This is a genomic window from Microbispora sp. ATCC PTA-5024, from assembly GCF_000511135.2.
In the GTDB taxonomy this organism is placed as follows: Bacteria; Actinomycetota; Actinomycetes; order Streptosporangiales; family Streptosporangiaceae; genus Microbispora; species Microbispora corallina.
The window spans coordinates 383743-403153 of the sequence record NZ_KI866522.1 but is presented as its reverse complement, the minus strand read 5'-3'; the positions used below and the strand labels follow the sequence as shown (position 1 = coordinate 403153).

Genomic DNA, 19411 nt, shown 5'->3' with positions numbered 1-19411 from the left:
GGCCGCCGCGCGGTGTCCACCGTCGCCGTACAAGCCGGTGGTGGGCGGCGGTCGGGCTCGCCGCCACGATGCTGACCACGTCGTTCGTCGCCGCTCAGCCGGCGTCCGCGGACGACCAGTGGCAGCGTTGCCTGAACGAGTCGTCGGCGTCCCTGTCGTTCGACAAGGCAGCGGTGAGCTGGCTTGACAGCGCGACAATTCACTGGACCGTGAACGCCGGTCCCGACTGCTGGTGGAACGCCCTCGCCACCTTCAGCGTGGGCGAGGACACCCCGCAGGACAACGACAACGCGCAAGGGGTGATGCTCGGAGTCGGCACGCTCAGCGGCTCGAAGAGCGTGACCCCGCTGCGGAACCTGCCGTGGAGGGTATGGGCGACGTCAGGGGTGGGGAAGTTCCCGCTGGCGACCGCGAACATCACGGTCACATATCCGGAACCCCCGCTGCAGGGCAGCCCGCCCGCCTTCCGAGTGACCGACAACAGCGTCGAGCAGCGGCGGCAGTTCGTCCAGGCGGTCGAGACCCCGGGCACGAAGGTGACCGTGGCCGGCGATGTGAGCCTCGATCTGAGCGGTCTGGACGGGATCACCGTCGCGCCGAACACCTGGATCACGGGCGATCGCAGCGTCAACCCGGCGGGGCCGCTGCTGTTCACCACGACCGAGCCGGGGAGCCTGTTCGTGGTGCCGCGACCGGCCAACCCGGCCCCGCCGTTCTCCCAGGAGGTGATCAGCGGGATCCGGCTGCGGGGTGGGTCGAGCACCGACCCGTTCGGCAACATGGGTGAGCAGGACTCCATGGGCATCACGGTGATGAAGCCCAACGTGGAGATCGACCACAACGAGATCTACCTGTGGCGCGGGGCCGGGGTGGAGGTCAAGGAATGCGACGTCGACGGCGCCTGTCCCTCTCCGGACATCCTGCGCAGGCCTGCCCCCGGTGAGCACGCCACCACGGTGTGGATCCACGACAACTACATCCATCACGACCAGCACCCGGCCGGTGACATCTGCTGCGGCCACGCCGCCGGCTACGGCGTCGAGACCAGCCACGGCGGCTGGGCGCTGATCGAGCGGAACGCGTTCGACTACAACCGGCACTCCATCGCGTCCGGGTGGCAGCCCGGCACCGGCTACCTGCTGTACCGCAATCTGATCCTGCCCAACGGCGGAGTCCACAGCCGGGTCGCCTCCACCCACGCCATCGACGTCCACGGCTCCAACAAGAACGACGCCTACGAGAGCGGGGACGCCGGAGAGTACTTCGACGTGGAGTACAACACCGTGTGGAACGTCCACGGACCCGCGGTGAAACTGCGCGGCACTCCCTCGGACGAGAAGGCGGGCAAGGAGGGGATGCAGGTGCGGCACAACGTCTTCGCCCACTGCGGCCTGTTCGTCGGCTTCACCGGCGGATGCCAGTATCCCCCGGCGCTGGTGCAGAACGAGACCGGCATGCACGAGTCGGACACGACATTGGGCGTTCTCGGCACCACCGTCGACGACGCCCGTACCAGTTGCGACTTCGACGGCGACGGGGTCAACGACACCTTCCACGCCACCGGTGTCACCTGGTGGTTCCAGTCGAGCCGGTTGGCCGGCCGGTTCGTGTACCTCTACCAGTCCACGCTCACGGGCAACCACCTGGTGCTCGGCGACCGCAACGCCGACGGCCTGTGCGACGTGGCCGCCGACGGGACCACCGTGCCCACCGACGCCTCCGTGGTCGGCACGTCGATAGGCGTTGTGCCGTACGTCCTCGGCTCCACCGAGGCGGCGGCGCGCACCGCCGTCGTCGCCGCGGGCCTGACGGTCGGCACGGTCACCTACCAGGCCAGCACGACCGCCGCCGGGCTCGTCATCGACCAGAGCCCGCACTGGTGGTACGTGAGGCCGGCGGGCTGGCCGGTCAACCTGGTGGTCTCCCTGGGCCGGGCGACGGTGCCCAACGTCCTCGGCATGGACCAGGGTTCGGCCCAGTGGTACATCGGCGCGGCCGGGCTGAGCGTCGGCACCGTCTCGTCCACCAACAACTGCGTCTCTCCCGGCTCGGTGCAGGTCCAGCACCCCACGGGCGGCGCCCTGGTGGCTCCCGGATCAACGGTGGACATCACGATCTCGACCTGCGACACCGGCGGCGGTGGCGGTGGCGGGACTCCCGGCGGTGGCGGCGACAAGCCCCCGGTGCGGGAGAAGTAGGGCAGGCACCTCCCGCGGGAGGCCGGTCGCCGAGGCGGCCGGCCTCTCGCGTGGCGGGCGCGGGGGCGGTGTGTAGACGCAGCGGTGCCCGGTCTTGACGGCGGCGATCAGGATCGCTCCGAGGGCCGGGTTCGCGTCGTGGACCCGGTCAAGGGCCCGTCGAATGGCCTTTCCCACGGCTATGCGGGCGCGTTCGTCGCTGGTCGGGAACGAGCGCACGCGTCCGCCCAGCCCGGTGGCCGTCCGGAGTTGCGCCAGGATCCAGTCGCGTTCCCGGTGGGCCTCGATGGCCCGTCGCTGGTCTCCGACGGCATCGCATCGGTCGATCTCGATGTGCAGGGCGGCCAGTCGTGCCTTGTAGGAGCTGAGCGCCTGCCGGTCCAGCAGGGCGTGCGACGTCGGGTGGGCGTGGCGGGCCGCCGCGGCGTTCTCGCCGGTCCCAAATCCGATGGTGAGTTCGCCGGCGCCGATGTCCTGCCCGGGGTTGGCGAACAGCACGGCGAGGTACGTCATCCCGACGCAGTGGTCGACATACGCGGACTGCGCCCGGAACCGGAGGTGCCAGCGCCGGCCATGCCGTACGCAGGTGATGTCGTCCGCGTCCGATGGCGGGCTCTCCGCCTGGGCGTCGCCGGCAGCCGGCGCGGTCAGCTCCATCGCGAGCCGGCCGGCCTCGCTCTCGGCCACCTCGAGCTGGTGTCGTGCCAGGGATCGTCGTTCGTCGTCAAGGCAGCGGCCGAGCGCGACCGACAGGCGCTGCCGCGACAGCACGGCGGCCGGCCAGTTTCCCAGGGCGATGTCGTCGGAGACCGCGGCACTCAGGTGGCCCACGGCCTCGTCGATGCGGCCGCACGTCAGGGCGGCCACGCCGAGCGCGTGCCGGACGGATCCGAAGCACGCCACGCCCAGGCCGGCCATGACCGGCAGGTGGGCGTGAGGCTCCAGCTCCTGGCAGGCCTCGGACGCCACGTCCTGTTCGCCGAGGAGGTAGGCCGCTTCGACGACCGCACGGATCGTGGCGAGCCTGCTGCTCGACTGCGGAACGGCGGACAGACCGCGTCCGGTGACGCGCTTCAGCGCGCCGAGCGCCTCCCGCCGTTCGCCGTTCGCGGCAAGGGCCACCGCGAGCGCCGCGAGGTGCGAGGAGTCGGCCAGGCCGATCGCCGGTGAGGAGACGAGCTCCCGGAGCAGGGGAATCAGCTCGGCGATCCTGCCTTGGAACCACCGGATGGCCACCATGTGCGCGCCGTACCAAGCCGGCGCATCCGCGTCGCCCACGTCGGATCCGAGTTCGAGGCAGTGTCCGGCTCGGGCTTCGGCACGGCTGAAGTCACCTGCCCGGATGTCGAGCATCACGTCGATGGCCGCGACGACGTAGCCGACCGCGGGAAAGTCGCCCTCGCGCAGCAGGCCGCGCAGTTCATTGAGGTGCCGGCCGACGTTCGGGTGTCCTTCCAGCAGGAGGTCGACGGTGCGCCACAGCATGCCCATGACCATGTCGCCGCGACGGCCGGTGCGGACGCTCTCGGCGATGAGCGCGTCGGCGACCTGTGTCCGCAGGGCGGCGTGGTCCGGCCCGAGCAGGCAGTGGTGCAGAAGGTTGAGCGCCTCGGCGATGGCGGTCGGATCCGCGCTGCGGCGGGCTTCGTCCGCGACGGCGCGGATGGACTCGTGCGCCGACCGGCGATGGTCGGATTCGGCGGCGATGCGCGCACGCAGGCGCAACGCCAGCACCGAGTCCGGCGGTGTGGCCGCCAGTGCCCGACGGAGCCGGTCCTGCGTGATCGCGGCGCCGGCGGTGCCGCGATGTTCGTTGACCCACAGGCCCGCCCACCCGAGGGCGGCCACGGCCATGGTGTGGGCGTCGTCGCGTTGCTCGGCCTGCCGGTAGGCCGCGTCGAAGATCTGCCGGCTGCGGTGCGGCTCGCCGTGGCTCCATAACGCTTCCATGCCCTGGGACACCAGCGCCGCCGGCTCGGCTGTCGAATGCCGTGGAAGGCTCACCCGAGGGAGGCTCGCAGTCTGCACTGGAATGTCCCTGAAACGCCACTGAAACGGCGAACCATTCGGATGGCCTCACCGTATTTTGGAGGTGACCCGGCCGAGGACGGCGTGTGGCGGGCTGGGAGGAACGAGAGCTGGGGGCGACAGATGCCGGCGGTGGCGGGGTGCGCTCGACAGGCCGTTGAGATGCCGGCGAATGCGGCCGACCGGTGAGCGCGGACGATGTGCGGGTCCGTCTCCTCGGGCCGGTGGATGTCACGGTGGGCGGTGCGCCGTACCCGTTCACCGGATTGCGCCGCAAGTCGGTGCTGGCCGTCCTCGCGTTGCAGCCGGGTGAAGTCGTCGGCACGGAGCGGCTCATCGACGCGGTGTGGGGGGACGACCCGCCGGCGACGGCGGCGAACACCCTGCAGCGGCACATCTCGTTCCTGCGCCAGGCGTTGCGGGGACGTCACACGATCGTGGCCCGGCCGCCGGGGTACCTGCTGGACCTGCCGGTCGAGGCGGTCGACGCCGGCCAGGCCGGTCGGCTCCTGCACCCGGGCGGGCACGACGGCGACCTCGCCGGCCGGGCGGCCCGGCTGAGGGCGGCCCTGCGGCTGTGGCGGGGTCCGTCGCTGTTCGACGTGACCGAGGTCGCCTGGCTGCGTAATCAGGCGCAGCGGCTCGACGAGATCCGGTTGGACGCCGTCGAGCGGCTCGCCGAAGCCCGGCTGGCGCTCGGGGAACACGTCGCGCTGGTGGCCGAGCTGGAGGAGCTGATCGAGCGGTCCCCTTTCCGGGAACACGTTTACCGGCTGCTGATGCTGGCGCTGTACCGGAGCGGCAGGCAGGCCGCGGCGCTGGCCGTCTACCACCGGCTGCGGCGGCTGCTGGGCGACGAGCTGGGCATCGAGCCGAGCTCTGAGCTGCGCGATCTCGAGGCGGCCATCCTGCGGCAGGATCCGGCGCTCGACTCGGCGCCGCCCGTGGCGCAGCCGCAACAGGCCGGGCGGGTACGGGTCGTCCCGGCCCAGCTCCCGCGGGCGGTCGGGGCCTTCACCGGACGGGACGAGGAGCTGGCCTGGCTGCACCGCCACACACCGCCGTACCCCGGCGGCCGGGGCCCGGCACCTGCGCAGGGGGCGACCGTCCTGGTGGTCTCCGGCACCGCCGGGGTGGGCAAGACGGCGCTGGCCGTCCACTGGGCGCACCACGTGGCGGAACGGTTCCCGGACGGTCAGCTGTATGTGGACCTGCGCGGCTTCGACCCCGGTGGCGTCGTGATGGACCCGGTCGAAGCGGTGGACGGGTTCCTCGACGCCCTCGGCGTGCCGGGCGACCAGGTTCCCGCCTCGGCGCAGGCGCGGGCCGGCCTGTACCGCAGCGTCCTGGCCGGCAAGCGGGTCCTCGTCGTGGCAGACAACGCCCGCGACGAGCAGCAGGTCCGGACGCTCCTGCCCGGCACCCCAGGGAGCATGGTCGTGGTGACCAGCCGCAACCAACTGCCCGGGCTGGTCGCCGCCGAGGCGGCGCACCCGCTGACTCTCGGCCTGCCTTCCTTCGGCGAGGCCCGGCGGTTCCTCGCCAATCGCCTCGGTGCGCGACGGGTCGACGCCGAGCCACAGGCCGTCGAGGACATCGTCGCCCGCTGCGCCCGGCTGCCCCTGGCTTTGGCCGTCGCCGCCGCCCGCGCCGCGATGGCCCCGGCCCTCCCGCTGGCCGACCTCGCGGCGCAGTTGCGTGACGCCGCCGCCACGCTCGACCCCTTCGACGGCGCCGACCCGGCGACCAGCATCCGGGCCGTGTTCTCCTGGTCCTACCACGCCCTCGGCGCCCCGGCGGCACGGCTGTTCCGGCTGCTGGGACTGTGTCCCGGACCCGACATCGCCCCACTCGCGGCGGCCGGCCTGGCCGGCCTGCGGGTGCGGGAGGTCCAGCCGCTGCTGGCCGAGCTGACCCGCGCGCACCTGCTCACCGAGACCAGGCCCGGCCGCTTCGGCATGCACGAACTGCTCCGCGCCTACGCCGTCGAACAGGCACACGGGCACGACGGCGACGAGGAGCAGGCCGCGGCGCGGCGGCGGTTCCTGGACCACCACCTGCACACGGCGCACGCGGCCGCCCTGCGGCTGGCACGCGGACGGGATCCGATCGAGCTGTCTCCACCGGCGCCCGGCGTCACCGTACAGCCTCTGGCCGATCTGCAGGCGGCCCAGGCCTGGTTCGCCTCCGAACGGGACGTGCTGCTCGCCGTCGTGGCCCGCCCACCGGACGGGTTCGACCGGCACACCTGGCAACTCGCCTGGGCTCTGGGCCCGTTCCTGTGCACCGGTGGGTACTGGCGGGACAACCAGCGCGTCCAACGCGCCGCCCTGCGCGCCGCGCGACGCCTCGGCGACGAGGCCGGACAGGCCCACGCCCACAGCGCCCTCGCCAAGATCCACGACACCCTCGGGGACGTCGCCGAAGCGGAACAGCACACCCGCACGGCGCTGCGCCTGTTCGGCCACGTCGGCAACAAGGTCGCGCTGGCCGCGACCCACCGCAACCTCGGTGTCGTCGCCGAACGCCGTGGCGACATCCGCCTGGCCCTGACCCACTGCGAAGACGCCCTCCAGCTCTACCGGTCCATCGGGCACGCACTCGGCCAGGCGTACACCGGCACCGCGATCGGCGAGTACCACGGCCTGCTCGGCGACCCCGTGACCGGCCTCGCCTACTGCCGGGAAGCGCTCGACGCCTTCCTCACCGTCGACGACCTCGCGGGAGCCGCGGCCGCCTGGGACGTCCTCGGCGGCCTGCACTTCAGGACACACGACACGCAGGAGGGCGAGCGCTGCTACCAGCAGGCGCTCGCCCTGTGGCGCCGGCTCGGCGACCGCTTCATGGAGGTCACCACCCAGGCGAACCTCGCCGACAGCCGGCAGCGCGCCGGCGACGCCGACGCCGCCCACCAGGCGCGGCGACTCGTCCTGGCCGTCCTCCACGAACTCGAACCCGACGCGGCGGCCCAGGTGCGTAGCCGCCTCGACGTGGCGCCGGCCCCGGCGGCCTGCGCCACCGCGTGAGCGGCGTGCCGTCTACACGTTGGGGTGCGGCGGCGGCGGACCACCGCCACCTATCGAGCCGGTGGCGGTGACGGCGGTGGTCGCTCCGACGTGCGACGCCACCTCGCCGGAACCGGCCACCCCGGCCGTCGCCAGCAGAAGCATCGCCAGCAGGAGCGTCGCCACGTACACGATGCGGATCATCGAACCCTCCCTTCGTCGACTCGAGTGCCGGCGGGGTCGATGAACGTCACGCGTCGCATGACGAGAGTGAGTGCCTTGTCCCTGCGGACGTCCGCCACCTGAGCGTGGCCGCGGCGCGCGACGGCCTCCGCCAGTTCGGCGGCCGACACGCTCAGCCGTTCGGCGTCCGCCACGGCGTCGAGCAGGAGCCGGCTGCGTACGCGCTGGGTCGTGGCCGCGACGAGGTCCGCGTCGAGCTGTTCCGCGGTCGTGCCGGTGGCGGCGAGCTGGTCGGCCAGGGACGTGCCGAGCCGGTGGAGCTCGGCGAGCATCCACTGCCGGCGGTGTTCGACCTCGTCGCCTACCAGACCCTCGGGGGCGGGTACCGCCGCGGCCTCGGTGAGCCGCCTCAGGGCTTCGTCGCGGGCGGCGCGCAGCCGGGCGGCCCCCTTCGCCTGGTACAGCCGCTCGGTGAGTGCGGCGCGGAGCCCGTCCTCGTCACCGGACAGCCGGTCGGCCTCTTCCGGCGTGGCCATGTGGTCGCGCAGCCCGTCGAGGCACGCCCTGACCTCGCCCTCGGACACCGCGACCGGATCCACCCGGATCACCAGCGACGAGAGGTCCGGGATCGCGATCTCCGGCCGGACGTCGAGCACCGCGGCGAACCGCAGCGGCTCACCCTCGCCGCAGTCGACGATCTCGACGTCGAAGCGGCCCAGCGGATCGAGCCCGTGTTCGCGGGCCGCCGTCGCCACGAGGCCGAGCAGGGCGGCCTCCACCGCCCGGGGGAGCGCCGCCGCGCCCGTACGCTCGTCGATCGGGTGGAACGGCAACCGGCCGGTGCGGAACCCGGCGAGGCCCGTCGTGCCGGGCGACGCCGCGGTACACGTCTGCTGCAGCACCGGCTGGAGCGCCGCCCAGGGCACCGCGGCGTCGAGGCGCACCCGGGCCGGTCCCAGCGTCTCCACTGTGGTGCCGGCGGTCATCGATTGTCGGCCTTCCCGACCGAGTAGTGCACGGTGGCGCCGGCCGCGACCAGCCGCCCGGCCGGGGTCCTCTGGGACACGACCTTCTTTATCTCCTCGGAATCGGAGGTCAGCGTGTCCTTGTCCCGGGCCGGCACCAGCCCGAGGCCTCTCAGCTCGCCCTCCGCGACGGCCGGGTCCAGCTTGTACAGGTCGGGCACCTCGACCCCGCCCAGCGACATCGCGAGGTTCACCGTGTCGCCCTCGAACGCCACCTCGCCCGGCTGGGCCGGAGACTGGCTGGACACCGTACCCACCGGTTGGACGCTGAGCTCCTGGGTGACCGTGCCGATCTTCAGGCCCGTCTCGAGGATGAGGCTCTGCGCGACGTCCTGCGTCTGACCGATCAGGTTCGGCATGATGAGGCGCTCCCGGGTGTTCGACGTGCCGGTCACGATCGGGATGTCGGGCCGTAGGGCGCCGGGGGTGGAGAACGCCACCCACGCGTTCCAGACGTCCGCGTTCGCGGCCGTCTGCTGGCGGTGCCAGAGCTGGCCGGCGTGGTCGACGCCGAACAGGCGGATCTGGCCCGCGCCGTCCCTGCGGGCGGTCAGTTGCGTCATCCGGGTCTGGCCGGCGTCGAACAGCTGCCACGTGCCCCACGTGCCGCCGCCCGGCGACTGCTGGTAGGTGCGCCAGACGCGCCGGTCGTGGTCGAGGGCGAACAACGCGATCCGTCCGTCGCCGGTCACGGCCGTGGCGATCTTCGTGAACCGCTGGCCCGACGGGATGACGAGCGTCGCCCAGTTGGCCCACACGCCCCCGACGGGGCTGCGGTGCCACAACATGCCCTTGTCGTCCAGGGCGAACACATGGATCATCCCGTTCTTGTCGGCGACCGCGGCGACCTGGACGAACGCGACGGACAGCTTCCCGAACCCGGTCGACCAGGTGCCCCAGGGCCCGCCGGCGGACTGCTGCCAGATGTGCCAGACGTCGCCGCCCGGCGTGGTGACGAAGACCTCCAGGCCTCCGCCCGCCCAGCGGGCCACCGCGATGGACCGGGCGTTGACGTCACCCATGGAGACCCAGTTCGACCAGGTGCCGTTGGCCGCCTGCGCGGTGCGCCAGACCCGGCCGAACTGATCGGTGTTCGCCCCGAACAGCTCCACCAGGCCGTCCTTGTCGGCCTCCGCGGCCACCGCGTGGAGCGTGCCCCAGATCGGGAACTGCGCCCAGTTCGCCCACGAGCCGAGGCCCGTGCCGTGCAACCACCAGATCGTCTCGTCCGACTTGGTGCCGAAGACCTCGAGGTTCCCCGCGGTGTTCGCCGCCGCCGTGACCGACGTGCCCCACACGTCCGGGGCGCCGATGAAGAAGGGCGCCGGAAGCGTCAGCACGGTGTTGCGGTCGCCCTCGTCGCCGGTGCGCGGATGCGGGCGTTCGGTGGGGTCGTTGGCCGCCAGTTCCCTGGCCAGCGACGCGAGCGCCGTCGGCGTGGACAGGTCCCCGCCGTACGCCACCGGCGCCGCGATGTCGATGATCGTCGTGAAGATGGAAATCTTGTCCCGGCCGGCGGCGATCTCGAACAGCCGGCTCTGCACCGGCCAGTCGATGTGCGAAGCGGTGGCCACCTCCCAGAACCCGCCGACGCCCGGCACGTGGTTCTGGAGCGACGTGGTGATCCCCCGCATGTGCGGGACGATCTCGTTGGTGTGGGTGTGACCGCAGACGTACATGATCACGTTGGGGTAGCGCAGCAGCAGCTGTTCCACCGACTTGCCGAAGTAGAAGTCGGGATCGAACCAGTCGACTTCGTTCGCCGCGTTGTTGTTCAGCGTCTTCAAGGTGTGGTGGGCGAAGAGGACGAACAGCTTGTCCTGCACGCCGGCCTGACGCACCGGCGCACCGTTGCCGTCGTAGTAGAACGAGCTGTTGGCCTTGAGCTGAGCCTCCAGCCGGTTGAACTGGTCTCCGGGGATTCGCCCGTTGGCCCCGGCGTCGTAGTTGAGCGTGTCCAGCACGATGTACTTGATCGGGCTGCCCGTCGTCGACTCGAACGCGTAGTCGGTGAGGTAGATGTTGGTCCCGTCGGGATGCCGGAACCCGTGACCGAGCGGGCTGCCCGTCGTGTTCCAGTGCTCCGCGGCGAAGTCGTGGTGATTGAGGATCCGCCGGCGCGAGTCCGCGACCACCGGCAGGAACTGCAGGTTGTCCACGAACATGTTGAGTGGTCCAGGGTCATCGGTGTCGGCGGGGAAGGTCACCTCGCCGCTGGTCGCCTGGCTGATCCACGCCTTTCTGCTGTCGGTGGCCAGGCCGGAGATGTCGCGGAGGTTCCCGAGCTCGCCCTCGACGAAGGTCGGATTCACCGGGTAGTTGCCCTGGATCTCCCCGTCGTGGTTGCCCATCACGGCATACCAGGGCATCCCCAGACCGGTCGAGGTGAACGGCCGGCGTGCGGCGGCCAGCAGCCCCTGCACGATCGGGAAGTTGTACGTGAACCGGTAGAAGTCCGTGCCCCGGTTGTTGAGCCCCTCCGGCGACCAGTAGTGCCGGTCATGGCCGTTGAAGTTCCCGGAGACGCCGTCCTGCTCCCGGCCGGGCTGCCCGGACTCCGGGCTGATCTGGTGGCCGCCGTCGAGCAGGTCGATGTACCACCGGGTCTCGTTGTACTGCGCGTTGTCGACCATGTCGCCGGTGGCGATGGTGAAGCTGAACGGCAGCCCGGTCATCGGGCCGAACCTCACGTCGCGGACGGCTCTGACCATCGCCTCGACGATGTGGGTGGACAGCATCTCCTGCGGGCGATACGCCGAATCCGTCACCTTGTTGATGGTGCTGCCCAGGTCGGCCCACCGGTCGGTGAACTCCACCCGCGCCGGCGACTTGTCGTCCACGATCTGCATGTCGGTGACCTGGACGAACGCGTCCAGCACACGCGTCGGCGGCGCGTAGAAGACCCCCACCTCGGGGTCGATACGCAGCAGGTGCGGCTCGCCGGCGTCCTCACGCAGGGTCACGTAGTCGGTCCACGTCACCGTGTCCTGACGCTGGTTGGTGCGCACCGTCTTGTCCAGCGTGGTGGTCCCACCGAACAGACCCCGGCCGTTCACCGCCGGCGCCGCATCGGCGTCCGCCGGCGGGACCAGGACCGGGCTCAGCAGGCCGCCCGCGTCCACCGCCGCGGCCAGCACTCCGGCGCCGGCCAGCGCGAGGAAGTTCCTCCGGGATACCGCCATGTTCACTCCTTATGCACGTCCGCACGGCGATTCATCGGGGTGAATGGCGTTCCACCCGTTCCATGCCGGGCCGGCGACCGATGGAACGGCGGTGGAACGCGGTGGAACGTCCGCTGCGCGGGGGCGGTTCCGGCACGCGGCCGGACGGGAGCGCGCCCGCGCCGCCGGAGCTGATCGGAGACCGCCTCAACCGAACAGCCGGCCCGCCGCGTTGCCGCGCGGCGCCCGGGCCGGGCAGTGCGACAGGGCACCCGAGGCCGGGCGGTGCGACAGGGCACCCGAGGCCGGGCGGTGCCACGCGGGGCCGGGCTACGAGGAGAAGACCTCGGCGAGGCGGCGGGCGAGGTAGCGCCGCTCGGTCTCGGTCGGGGCCAGCGCGAGGGCGTCGCGGTAGGCCGCCGCGGCCTCGGCCGGCCGGTCGAGGCGGCGGAGCAGATCCGCCCGGGTGGCGGGCAGCAGGTGGTAGCCGTCGAGCCCGCCCGAGCGCGCCAGCCGTTCGACGAGCGCGAGCCCGGCGGCCGGGCCCTCGGCCATGCCGACGGCGACGGCGCGGTTGAGCTCGACCACCGCCGACGGGACCAGGTCGGCCAGCCCGCCGTACAGGGCCGCGATCTGCGGCCAGTCGGTGGAGGCGGCGTCCGGCGCGGCGACGTGGCAGGCCGCGATGGCCGCCTGGAGCTGGTACGGCCCGGGCCTGCCCCGCCGCAGGGCGCCCTCAATCAGGGCCAGCCCCTCGTCGATCGCCACGCGGTCCCAGCGGGAGCGGTCCTGGTCCTCCAGCAGGACGAGGTCGCCGGCCGCGTCGACGCGGCTCTCATGCCGGGCGTGGTGCAGGAGCATGAGCGCGAGCAGGCCGGTCGCCTCCGGCTCGTCGGGCATCAGCCCGGCCAGCACGCGGGCCAGGCGGACGGCCTCGGCGCACAGCCCGCGGCGCACCAGGTCGGCGCCGCCGGTCGCCGAGTAGCCCTCGTTGAACAGCAGATACAGCACGGCGAGCACCGCCGCCATGCGATCGGGCAGCAGGTGGGCCGGCGGCACCCGATAGGGGATGCCGGCGTTGCGGATCTTGCGCTTGGCCCGGACGATCCGCTGCGCCATCGTCGGCTCGGGCACGAGGAACGCCCGCGCGATCTCGGCAGTCGTGAGCCCGGCCAGGGTGCGCAGCGTGAGCGCGACCCGGGCCTCGAACGGCAGCGCCGGGTGACAGCAGGTGAAGATGAGCCGCAGCCGGTCGTCCCCGACGCCGTCGTCCTCGGGGCTCTCGCCGTATGCGGGCAAGGGGTTCTGGTCGTCCGCGCGGTCCATAAGCGCCACCTCCCGCAGCTTCGCCGCGCCGACCGCGTTGCGGCGCAGGCGGTCGATCGCCCGGTTGCGGGCGGTGGTGGTGAGCCAGGCGCCGGGGCGGCGGGGGACGCCGTCGCGGCCCCACCGTTCGAGCGCGAGCGCGAAGGCGTCCTGCGCGCACTCCTCGGCGAGGTCCCAGTCTCCGGTCACCCGGATCAGGGTGGCCACGACCTGCCCCCACTCCTCGCGGAAGGCGGCGCCGACGGCCGTCTCGACCTCCCTGTTCGTCCCGTCCAGACCGGCCTCGCCTCCTCTCGCGGCGCCCCGGGGAGCCGGCGGCGTGTCCCGCCTGCCCTGCCGGTGCTCTCGGTGCTCTGGTCCCACCGTCTCACCGACGTACGACAGTTCGCGAAATCGACGTCCGGGGGGCCGCCCCGGCCTGGTAGGACAAGACCGCCCGCGACGAGCGCGAGCAGGAAGAGTGACCGTGTGTGCGTAGTGGTCGCATGTCGCCCTCCCATGCAGGTCGGGCTCCGTGGCCGGAGCGGTGGTGCCGGGCGTACTTGTGCCGCGTCCCCGGCTCACGCCGGGCGCCGGGCCGCGGGCGCTCGCGGCGCGTCGCGGTGGTTCAGGCGCTTCGCAGCGGTCCGGGATCGCCGGTTGAGAAGACCCACCCTTTTCTGCGGGCGACCAGGGCGCGGCCCTGCGCACGCCCGAAAAGCCGCCGTCCCGAACGCGGCCGCCGGTGCGGGCATGGTTCGACCGGGGACGAACGGTGGCGCGCCTAGCGTCGTCGGCGTGAGACATCAGCCGCCCGTCCTGGAGGACGGCACATGGAGGGTGGTCCGGCACGCCGACGTGCGGGACGTGCTGGCCGACCCTCGCTTCCTGGTCCCCACCGTCCCGCCCGGCGGCGAGGACGGCCACGAGGGCGGGGGCATGGCCTGGCTGCGGGGGGCGGTGAGCAGGTTCAGCAACGGCGCCGAACACGCCCGCCGCCGCTCCCGCGCGCTGGCGCTGCTCGCGCGCCTCGACCCGGCGGAACTGCGCGGCCAGGCGAGGGCCGAGGCCGAGGCGGCCCTGGCCCGCCCGGGTCGCGTCGACGTGATGGCGCTGCTGGCCCGCCGGGTCCCGGTCGGGGTCCTCGCCGTCCGCCTGGGCGTTCCGGCCGTACGGCGGGAGGAGGCCGTCGCCGCGGTGAGGGCGATCGCCGCCGCCTACCACCCCGGCGGGGAGCGGAACGCCGCCGCCGACGCGGCCGTGGCCTCCCTCGCGCGTCTGCTTGGCGAGCCAGACCGGGAACGGCTGGCCGCGGTGGCCGGGCTGCTCGTCCAGGCGTGCGACGCCACCGCCGGGCTGATCGGGAACACGCTGGCCGCCGTCCTGCGCCCGCCGGGCGAGACGGCGCCCATAGAGGATCCGGCGGTCGAGGCTCTGCTGGCCGAGACGCTGCGCCACGACCCGCCCGTACGGCTCACGCGGCGGGTGGCGGCGCAGGACGCGACGGTGGGCGGTGTGGCCGTGCCGTCCGGGGCCGTGCTCGTGCTGGACCTTGCGGCGGCCAACCGTGATCCGGCGGTGTTCCGCGACCCGGACCGGTTCGACCCCGGACGGTTCGGCGCGGACGGGCGGCCCGGACGCGACGGGGCGGGACACCTGGGGTTCGGGAGCGGGCCGCGGGCGTGCCCGGGGGAGCGGATCGCCCTCGCACTGGCCGCGGGGGTCGTGTCGGCGGCGCTGGGGCGGAGCCCGGCGGAGACCGCGGTGACCGCGGTGACCGCGGTGACCTACGAGCCGTCGCCGAACCTGCGCGTGCCCGCCCGCCTGGAGGTGGAGGGACGCCGACGACCGCCGGCCGGACGGACCAGGTGAGCCGATGACGGCGCGCTCGGACCGTTGCGCGCGCACCCCTACTCGACCTGGAGGAATGCCCATGAGCATCGATCAGGCTGATCGTTTCGCCCGTTTCCTGGCGCTGCACCACGGCGACCGGCCGCTGGTGCTGCCCAACGCCTGGGACCACGCCTCGGCCGCCGCGCTGGCCGCGGCCGGGTTCGCCGCCGTGGGGACGACCAGCCTCGGGGTCGCCGCGGCGGCCGGCAAGCCGGACGCGGCCGGCGGCACGCGGGAGGAGACCCTCGCCCTGGCACGCCGGCTGGGCGGCCTGCCCGTGCCGTTCACGGTCGACATCGAGGGCGGGTTCGGCGACAGCCCGGAGGAGGTGGCCGCGTTCGCGGCGGAGGTGGCGTCGGCGGGCGCGGCGGGGGTGAACATCGAGGACGGGCGCCCCGACGGGACGCTGTCCGGCCTGGACGGCAGGTGCGCGGCGATCGCCGCGATCAAGGCGGCGGTGCCCGGCCTGTTCGTCAATGCCCGTACGGACACCGTCTGGCTCAATGCCGGGGGACTGTCCGAAACCGTCGCCCGCGTGCGGGCCTTCGCCGACGCGGGGGCGGACGGGGTCTTCGTCCCCGGCGTCGCGGAGGAGCCGGACATCCGCGTGATCGTGGAGGCGGTGGCGCTGCCGCTCAACGTGCTGTTCCTGCCCGGCCGGCACACGGTGGCGGGGCTGGCGGCCCTCGGCGTTCGCCGGATCAGCACCGGATCGCTGCTGTTCAGGGCGGCGTTGGGGGCGGCGGTCGCCGCCGCGAGGGCCGTCGCCGAGGGCGGGGACACGCCCGGCGGCCTGCCGTCGTACGGGGAGGTGCAGGCACTGGCGAGTGCGCCCGCTGACTAGACTCTTGATCGAGTTTTACGCGAACCTTACCTTCTCCATACGCAGATGTCTCCTGGCCGCTACCGAATCGTGATCCGACTCCTGGGGAAATTGCACATATAAGAGGCAACCGCGAATAAGGTCTTAGGGTGCCCTTTGCGCCCATGGGGGAGAGGTTGTGCTGAGGACTGACGTTCGTTCGAGACTGCCGATCGCCGGTGCCGCCGTCGCCATGATCGCGGCGCTGTCGGCGTGCTCCGGCGGGTCGAACGCGCCCGGGTCGCCGGGGGGCGGCGCCGGGGGCGACAAGCCGGCGATCCCGACGCCGGTCATCAAGATCAGTCCTGCGTCGGGGACCGCGAAGGTGCGGCCCGACAAGACCGTGGTCGTCACCGCGTCCAACGGCTCCCTGCAGGAGGTCACGGTCGAGGCGGACGGCGAGCAGGTCGAGGGGGAGTTCGACGCCGCCCACACGAAGTGGACCTCCAAGAAGCCGCTGAAGCCGTCCGCCAAGTACACGGTGTCGGCCAAGGCGTCCGGCGACGGCGGCCCGGCGACGGCGAGCAGCCGGTTCAGCACGCTCACCCCCAAGCTCAAGCTGGCCGTGGCGGACGTCACCCCCGGTCTCAAGGGGGAGACCGTGGGCGTCGGCATGCCGATCATGGTCACGTTCAACCAGAACGTCCAGGACAAGGCCGCGGTGGAGCAGGCTCTCGAGGTGCAGGCGGAGAAGCCGGTGCCGGGCGCGTGGCGGTGGATCAACGACAAACTCGCCATCTACCGGACGGCCAAGTACTGGCCGGCCCACCAGAAGGTGAAGTTCGTCGCGCATCTGGAGGGCGTGCACGCCGGGCGCGACATGTACGGCGTCGAGGACCACAGCACGACGATCAACATCGGCGCGGCCTGGGTCAGCTCGGTCAACACGAAGACCCACATGATGGTCGTCAAGCGTGACGGCAAGACCGTGCAGACCATGAAGATCAGCGCGGGCAAGGGCACCACCCGCGAGTACACGACCACCAGCGGCGTCCACCTGACCATGGAACGCGGCAACCCGGTCACGATGATCTCCCCGGGCAAGAAGGAGGGCGACCCCGGTTACTACAAGGAGGTCGTCAACCACGCCGTGCGCATCTCCAACAGCGGTGAGTACGTGCACAGCGCGCCGTGGTCGGTCGGCTCGCAGGGCATCGCCAACGTCAGCCACGGCTGCGTGAACGCCCGGCCCGACCAGGCCAAGTGGTTCTACGACCACTTCCACCGGGGCGACGTCGTGAAGATCGTCGGAACCAGCCGGATCCTCGAGTGGAACAACGGCTGGGGTTTCTGGCAGATGCCGTACAAGCAGTGGAAGAAGGGCAGCGCCCTGGAGTCCTGACGGCTCAGCCCGGCACGATCCGCCGGACGGCCTCGGCGACCAACTCGTCCACGCGCTCTCCGGGGATCACCTCGGGGAGCGTCAGCCGTTCCAGGATCAGCCAGTTGAGGGCCAGGTAGAGCAGCACGACGGAGGTGGCGTCGCCGGGCAGCCCGGTTCCCAGGTGGAACTCGACGTTGCCCCTCGACGGGTACATCGCCGCCCCTGACGGAAGCTTCGGCTTCTTCCCCTTCGAGGGGGAGATCCAGTCGGCGATCCTGGCCGAGTACCCGGAGACCATGCCGGTCCACGCCCGCGGGCCGCTGGGCCTGGACGGCGTGTCCAACCGGTGTTTCGACACGGTGCTAATGGGCCGGGCCACCTACGAGCCCGCCCTGTCGGTCGGTGTGACCAGCCCGTACGCGCATCTGCGGCAGTACGTGTTCTCCCGCACGCTGTCGCAGGCGGATCCGGCGGTGCCGGTCGTCGCGGAGGATCCGGTGTCGTTCGTCCAGCGCCTGAAGAAGGAGGACGGCGCCGGGATCTGGCTGTGCGGGGGAGGGAAGCTGGCGGCGGCGCTGCTTCCCGAGATCGACCGCCTGGTCGTCAAGCGGCACCCGCTGGTGATCGGTTCGGGCGTCCCGCTGTTCGACAGACCGTTCGGCCCGGTGCGCTTCGCACCGGACGGCACCCGCGCGTTCGCCGGCGGGGAGTCGATCGAGACCTACCGGCGGGTCTGAGAGGCCGGGGCCGCTACCGCAGTCCCCACTTCATGAGGGCGAAGGCGCCGACGACCTTCAGGGCCACCAGGGCGATGACGACGCAGAACACGATCAGCGCCGGGCGGTGCTCGAAGTGCTTGCCCTCCTTGAGCGGCGGCCGCTTGGCCACCCGCTCGGCGATGCGCTCTTCGATCGGTTTGCGATGGAACATGTGGTCATGATACGGGCCGCGTCGCTCGTTCCCGCGAAGCGGGCCCTACGCTCGGACGCGTGATCGACACCGTGGTGACGACCGCCGCCGGCCGGGTCCGGGGACAGGACCTGAGCGGCGTGGTCGCGTTCAAGGGCATACCGTTCGCGGCTCCGCCGGAGGGTCCGCTGCGCTTCCGGCCGCCCGCGCCGGCGGCCGCGTGGGACGGCGTGCGCGAGTGCGCCGCGTTCGGAGCGGCGCCGCCCCAGCTTCCGCCCCGGCCCGGGGTTCCCCCGGTCTGGCGGCCGCAGGACGGCCTCGACTGCCTGACGCTGAACGTCTGGACGCCCGGCCTGGGCGCCGCCGGGCTTCCCGTCGTCGTCTGGCTGTACGGGGGGCTGTGGAAGCACGGTTCCTCGGGCATGCCGCAGTACGACGGGGCCACGCTTGCCGCCTCGGGGGTTGTGGTGGTGACCGTCAACTACCGGGTCGGTTTCGAGGGCTTCGGCCACATCCCGGGGGTCCCGGACAACCGGGGGCTGCGCGACCAGATCGCCGCCCTGGAATGGGTGCGGCGGAACGTCGCGGCCTTCGGCGGCGATCCCGGCCGGGTGACGGTGGCCGGCCAGTCGGCGGGCGCGGCGTCGGCGGTGCTGCTCGCCGGGGCCCCGGCGGCCGCGGGCCTGGTGCGCAGGGTGATCGCCCAGAGCGTGCCCGCCGGCCTGCGGGGAGCCGCCGAGGCCGAGGCGGTCACCGCGGCCGTCGCGGAGGCGGCCGGCGTCCCGCCGACCTGGGAGGGGCTGGCGGCGCTGCCGCCCGAGGCGATCCTCGCGGTCCAGGACGCCCCGCCGGCCGGCGGCGCCGGGCCGATGACCGCGTTCGGCCCGGTCGTGGACGGGGACCTGGTGACGGGACCGCCGTGGCGGCCCGTCCTGGCCGCGCGCGAGGTGGACCTGATCTGCGGATTCACCCACGAGGAGTACCTCGGCCACGGTCCGCTGCCCGATCCCTCGACGCCGCCGGAGGCCGTGGCCGCCGCGCTCCGCCTCGGCGACGGGGCCGCCGCCGCGTACCGGGAGGCCCTGGGAGGCGAGGCGGTTCTCGCGATGCTGTCCGACGCGCTGGTGCGGATGCCGAGCCTGCGCACGGCGGAGGCGCACGCGCGCGCAGGCGGGCGCACCTGGATGTACGACTTCGCCTGGCGCGGCCCGGCGGGGGCGGGTCACGGGGTGGACGTGCCGTTCGTGTTCGGCGACGGGGGCAGCCGCTTCGCCGCGCGGGTCCTCGGCTCGCCGCCGCCCGCCGGGTTCGCCCCGCTGTCCGCCCGGGTCCGCGCGTCCTGGGCCGCGTTCGCGGCGACCGGCGACCCCGGCTGGCCCCGGTACGACCTCGACCGCCGCCGTACGCGGATCTGGGACGACGACCCTCGCGACGCCGACGACCCGCTAGCGGTGTCTCGGCGGATCTGGGAGACGTACGATCCTTCCCTATAATTCCCTATCGACGTGCTAACAGGGA

14 protein-coding genes are annotated in these 19411 nt (G+C 72.7%); 7 read left to right on the top strand and 7 right to left on the bottom strand.

The window, feature by feature from the left end; translation table 11 throughout:
• The first annotated feature begins 302 nt into the window (after positions 1 to 302).
• Positions 303 to 2198, top strand: coding sequence for a PASTA domain-containing protein (locus MPTA5024_RS01845; RefSeq protein WP_442922039.1), 1896 nt, complete (start codon positions 303 to 305; stop codon positions 2196 to 2198).
• Here the strand turns inward: MPTA5024_RS01845 and MPTA5024_RS39185 are convergent.
• Positions 2097 to 4148: a hypothetical protein gene (locus tag MPTA5024_RS39185; RefSeq protein WP_084369370.1), complete on the bottom strand. Its 2052-nt coding sequence runs from the start codon at positions 4146 to 4148 to the stop codon at positions 2097 to 2099. The two genes, MPTA5024_RS01845 and MPTA5024_RS39185, sit on opposite strands and share 102 nt — an antisense overlap.
• Before the next feature lie 302 nt (positions 4149 to 4450).
• Between MPTA5024_RS39185 and MPTA5024_RS01830 the strand changes: the two genes are divergently transcribed.
• A complete protein-coding gene (locus MPTA5024_RS01830) occupies positions 4451 to 7252 on the top strand; it encodes an AfsR/SARP family transcriptional regulator (protein ID WP_063794656.1) in 2802 nt (933 codons plus the stop codon).
• Positions 7253 to 7264: 12 nt separating this feature from the next.
• Here the strand turns inward: MPTA5024_RS01830 and MPTA5024_RS40535 are convergent, their stop codons facing one another.
• From MPTA5024_RS40535 to MPTA5024_RS01815, 4 genes are all read right to left on the bottom strand, one after another.
• Positions 7265 to 7435 carry a hypothetical protein gene (locus MPTA5024_RS40535; protein ID WP_157099245.1) on the bottom strand — a complete coding sequence of 57 codons (171 nt, stop codon included), beginning with the start codon at positions 7433 to 7435 and terminating at the stop codon, positions 7265 to 7267.
• Positions 7432 to 8400 carry a trigger factor gene (locus MPTA5024_RS40530; protein WP_036319066.1) on the bottom strand — a complete coding sequence of 323 codons (969 nt, stop codon included), beginning with the start codon at positions 8398 to 8400 and terminating at the stop codon, positions 7432 to 7434. Before MPTA5024_RS40530 ends, MPTA5024_RS40535 begins: the two co-directional genes overlap by 4 nt.
• Positions 8397 to 11621 carry a TIGR03767 family metallophosphoesterase gene (locus tag MPTA5024_RS01820; RefSeq protein ID WP_051457599.1) on the bottom strand — a complete coding sequence of 1075 codons (3225 nt, stop codon included), beginning with the start codon at positions 11619 to 11621 and terminating at the stop codon, positions 8397 to 8399. Before MPTA5024_RS01820 ends, MPTA5024_RS40530 begins: the two co-directional genes overlap by 4 nt.
• A 309-nt stretch (positions 11622 to 11930) precedes the next feature.
• Positions 11931 to 13202, bottom strand: coding sequence for an RNA polymerase sigma factor (locus MPTA5024_RS01815; RefSeq protein ID WP_036322800.1), 1272 nt, complete (start codon positions 13200 to 13202; stop codon positions 11931 to 11933).
• Between the two features lie 501 nt (positions 13203 to 13703).
• On the opposite strand from MPTA5024_RS01815, the gene MPTA5024_RS01810 reads away from it, so the two are divergent.
• From MPTA5024_RS01810 to MPTA5024_RS01800, 3 genes are all read left to right on the top strand, one after another.
• The gene (locus tag MPTA5024_RS01810; RefSeq protein ID WP_232326127.1) at positions 13704 to 14777 is read left to right on the top strand and encodes a cytochrome P450; all 1074 of its coding nucleotides are present in this window, start codon (positions 13704 to 13706) and stop codon (positions 14775 to 14777) included.
• A 61-nt stretch (positions 14778 to 14838) separates the two neighbouring features.
• Positions 14839 to 15642, top strand: a complete 804-nt coding sequence (locus tag MPTA5024_RS01805) for an isocitrate lyase/PEP mutase family protein (RefSeq protein WP_036319063.1) — start codon at positions 14839 to 14841, stop codon at positions 15640 to 15642.
• Between the two features lie 157 nt (positions 15643 to 15799).
• Positions 15800 to 17002: a L,D-transpeptidase gene (locus tag MPTA5024_RS01800; RefSeq protein WP_232326126.1), complete on the top strand. Its 1203-nt coding sequence runs from the start codon at positions 15800 to 15802 to the stop codon at positions 17000 to 17002.
• Between the two features lie 4 nt (positions 17003 to 17006).
• On the opposite strand, the gene MPTA5024_RS01795 is transcribed toward MPTA5024_RS01800, so the two are convergent.
• Positions 17007 to 17198, bottom strand: coding sequence for an ABC-F family ATP-binding cassette domain-containing protein (locus tag MPTA5024_RS01795; RefSeq protein ID WP_036319057.1), 192 nt, complete (start codon positions 17196 to 17198; stop codon positions 17007 to 17009).
• Between MPTA5024_RS01795 and MPTA5024_RS01790 the strand changes: the two genes are divergently transcribed.
• Positions 17179 to 17721: a dihydrofolate reductase family protein gene (locus tag MPTA5024_RS01790; RefSeq protein WP_036319053.1), complete on the top strand. Its 543-nt coding sequence runs from the start codon at positions 17179 to 17181 to the stop codon at positions 17719 to 17721. The genes MPTA5024_RS01795 and MPTA5024_RS01790 overlap by 20 nt on opposite strands.
• Positions 17722 to 17734: 13 nt before the next feature.
• Here the strand turns inward: MPTA5024_RS01790 and MPTA5024_RS01785 are convergent, their stop codons facing one another.
• On the bottom strand, positions 17735 to 17914 hold the full coding sequence (locus MPTA5024_RS01785) for a hypothetical protein (protein ID WP_036319050.1): 180 nt from the start codon (positions 17912 to 17914) through the stop codon (positions 17735 to 17737).
• A 59-nt stretch (positions 17915 to 17973) separates the two neighbouring features.
• Here MPTA5024_RS01785 and MPTA5024_RS01780 point away from each other — a divergent pair, with 59 nt between their 5' ends.
• Positions 17974 to 19386 (top strand): carboxylesterase/lipase family protein, encoded by a 1413-nt coding sequence (locus tag MPTA5024_RS01780; protein ID WP_051457597.1) that lies wholly within the window; start codon positions 17974 to 17976, stop codon positions 19384 to 19386.
• The last annotated feature ends 25 nt before the right edge of the window (positions 19387 to 19411 follow it).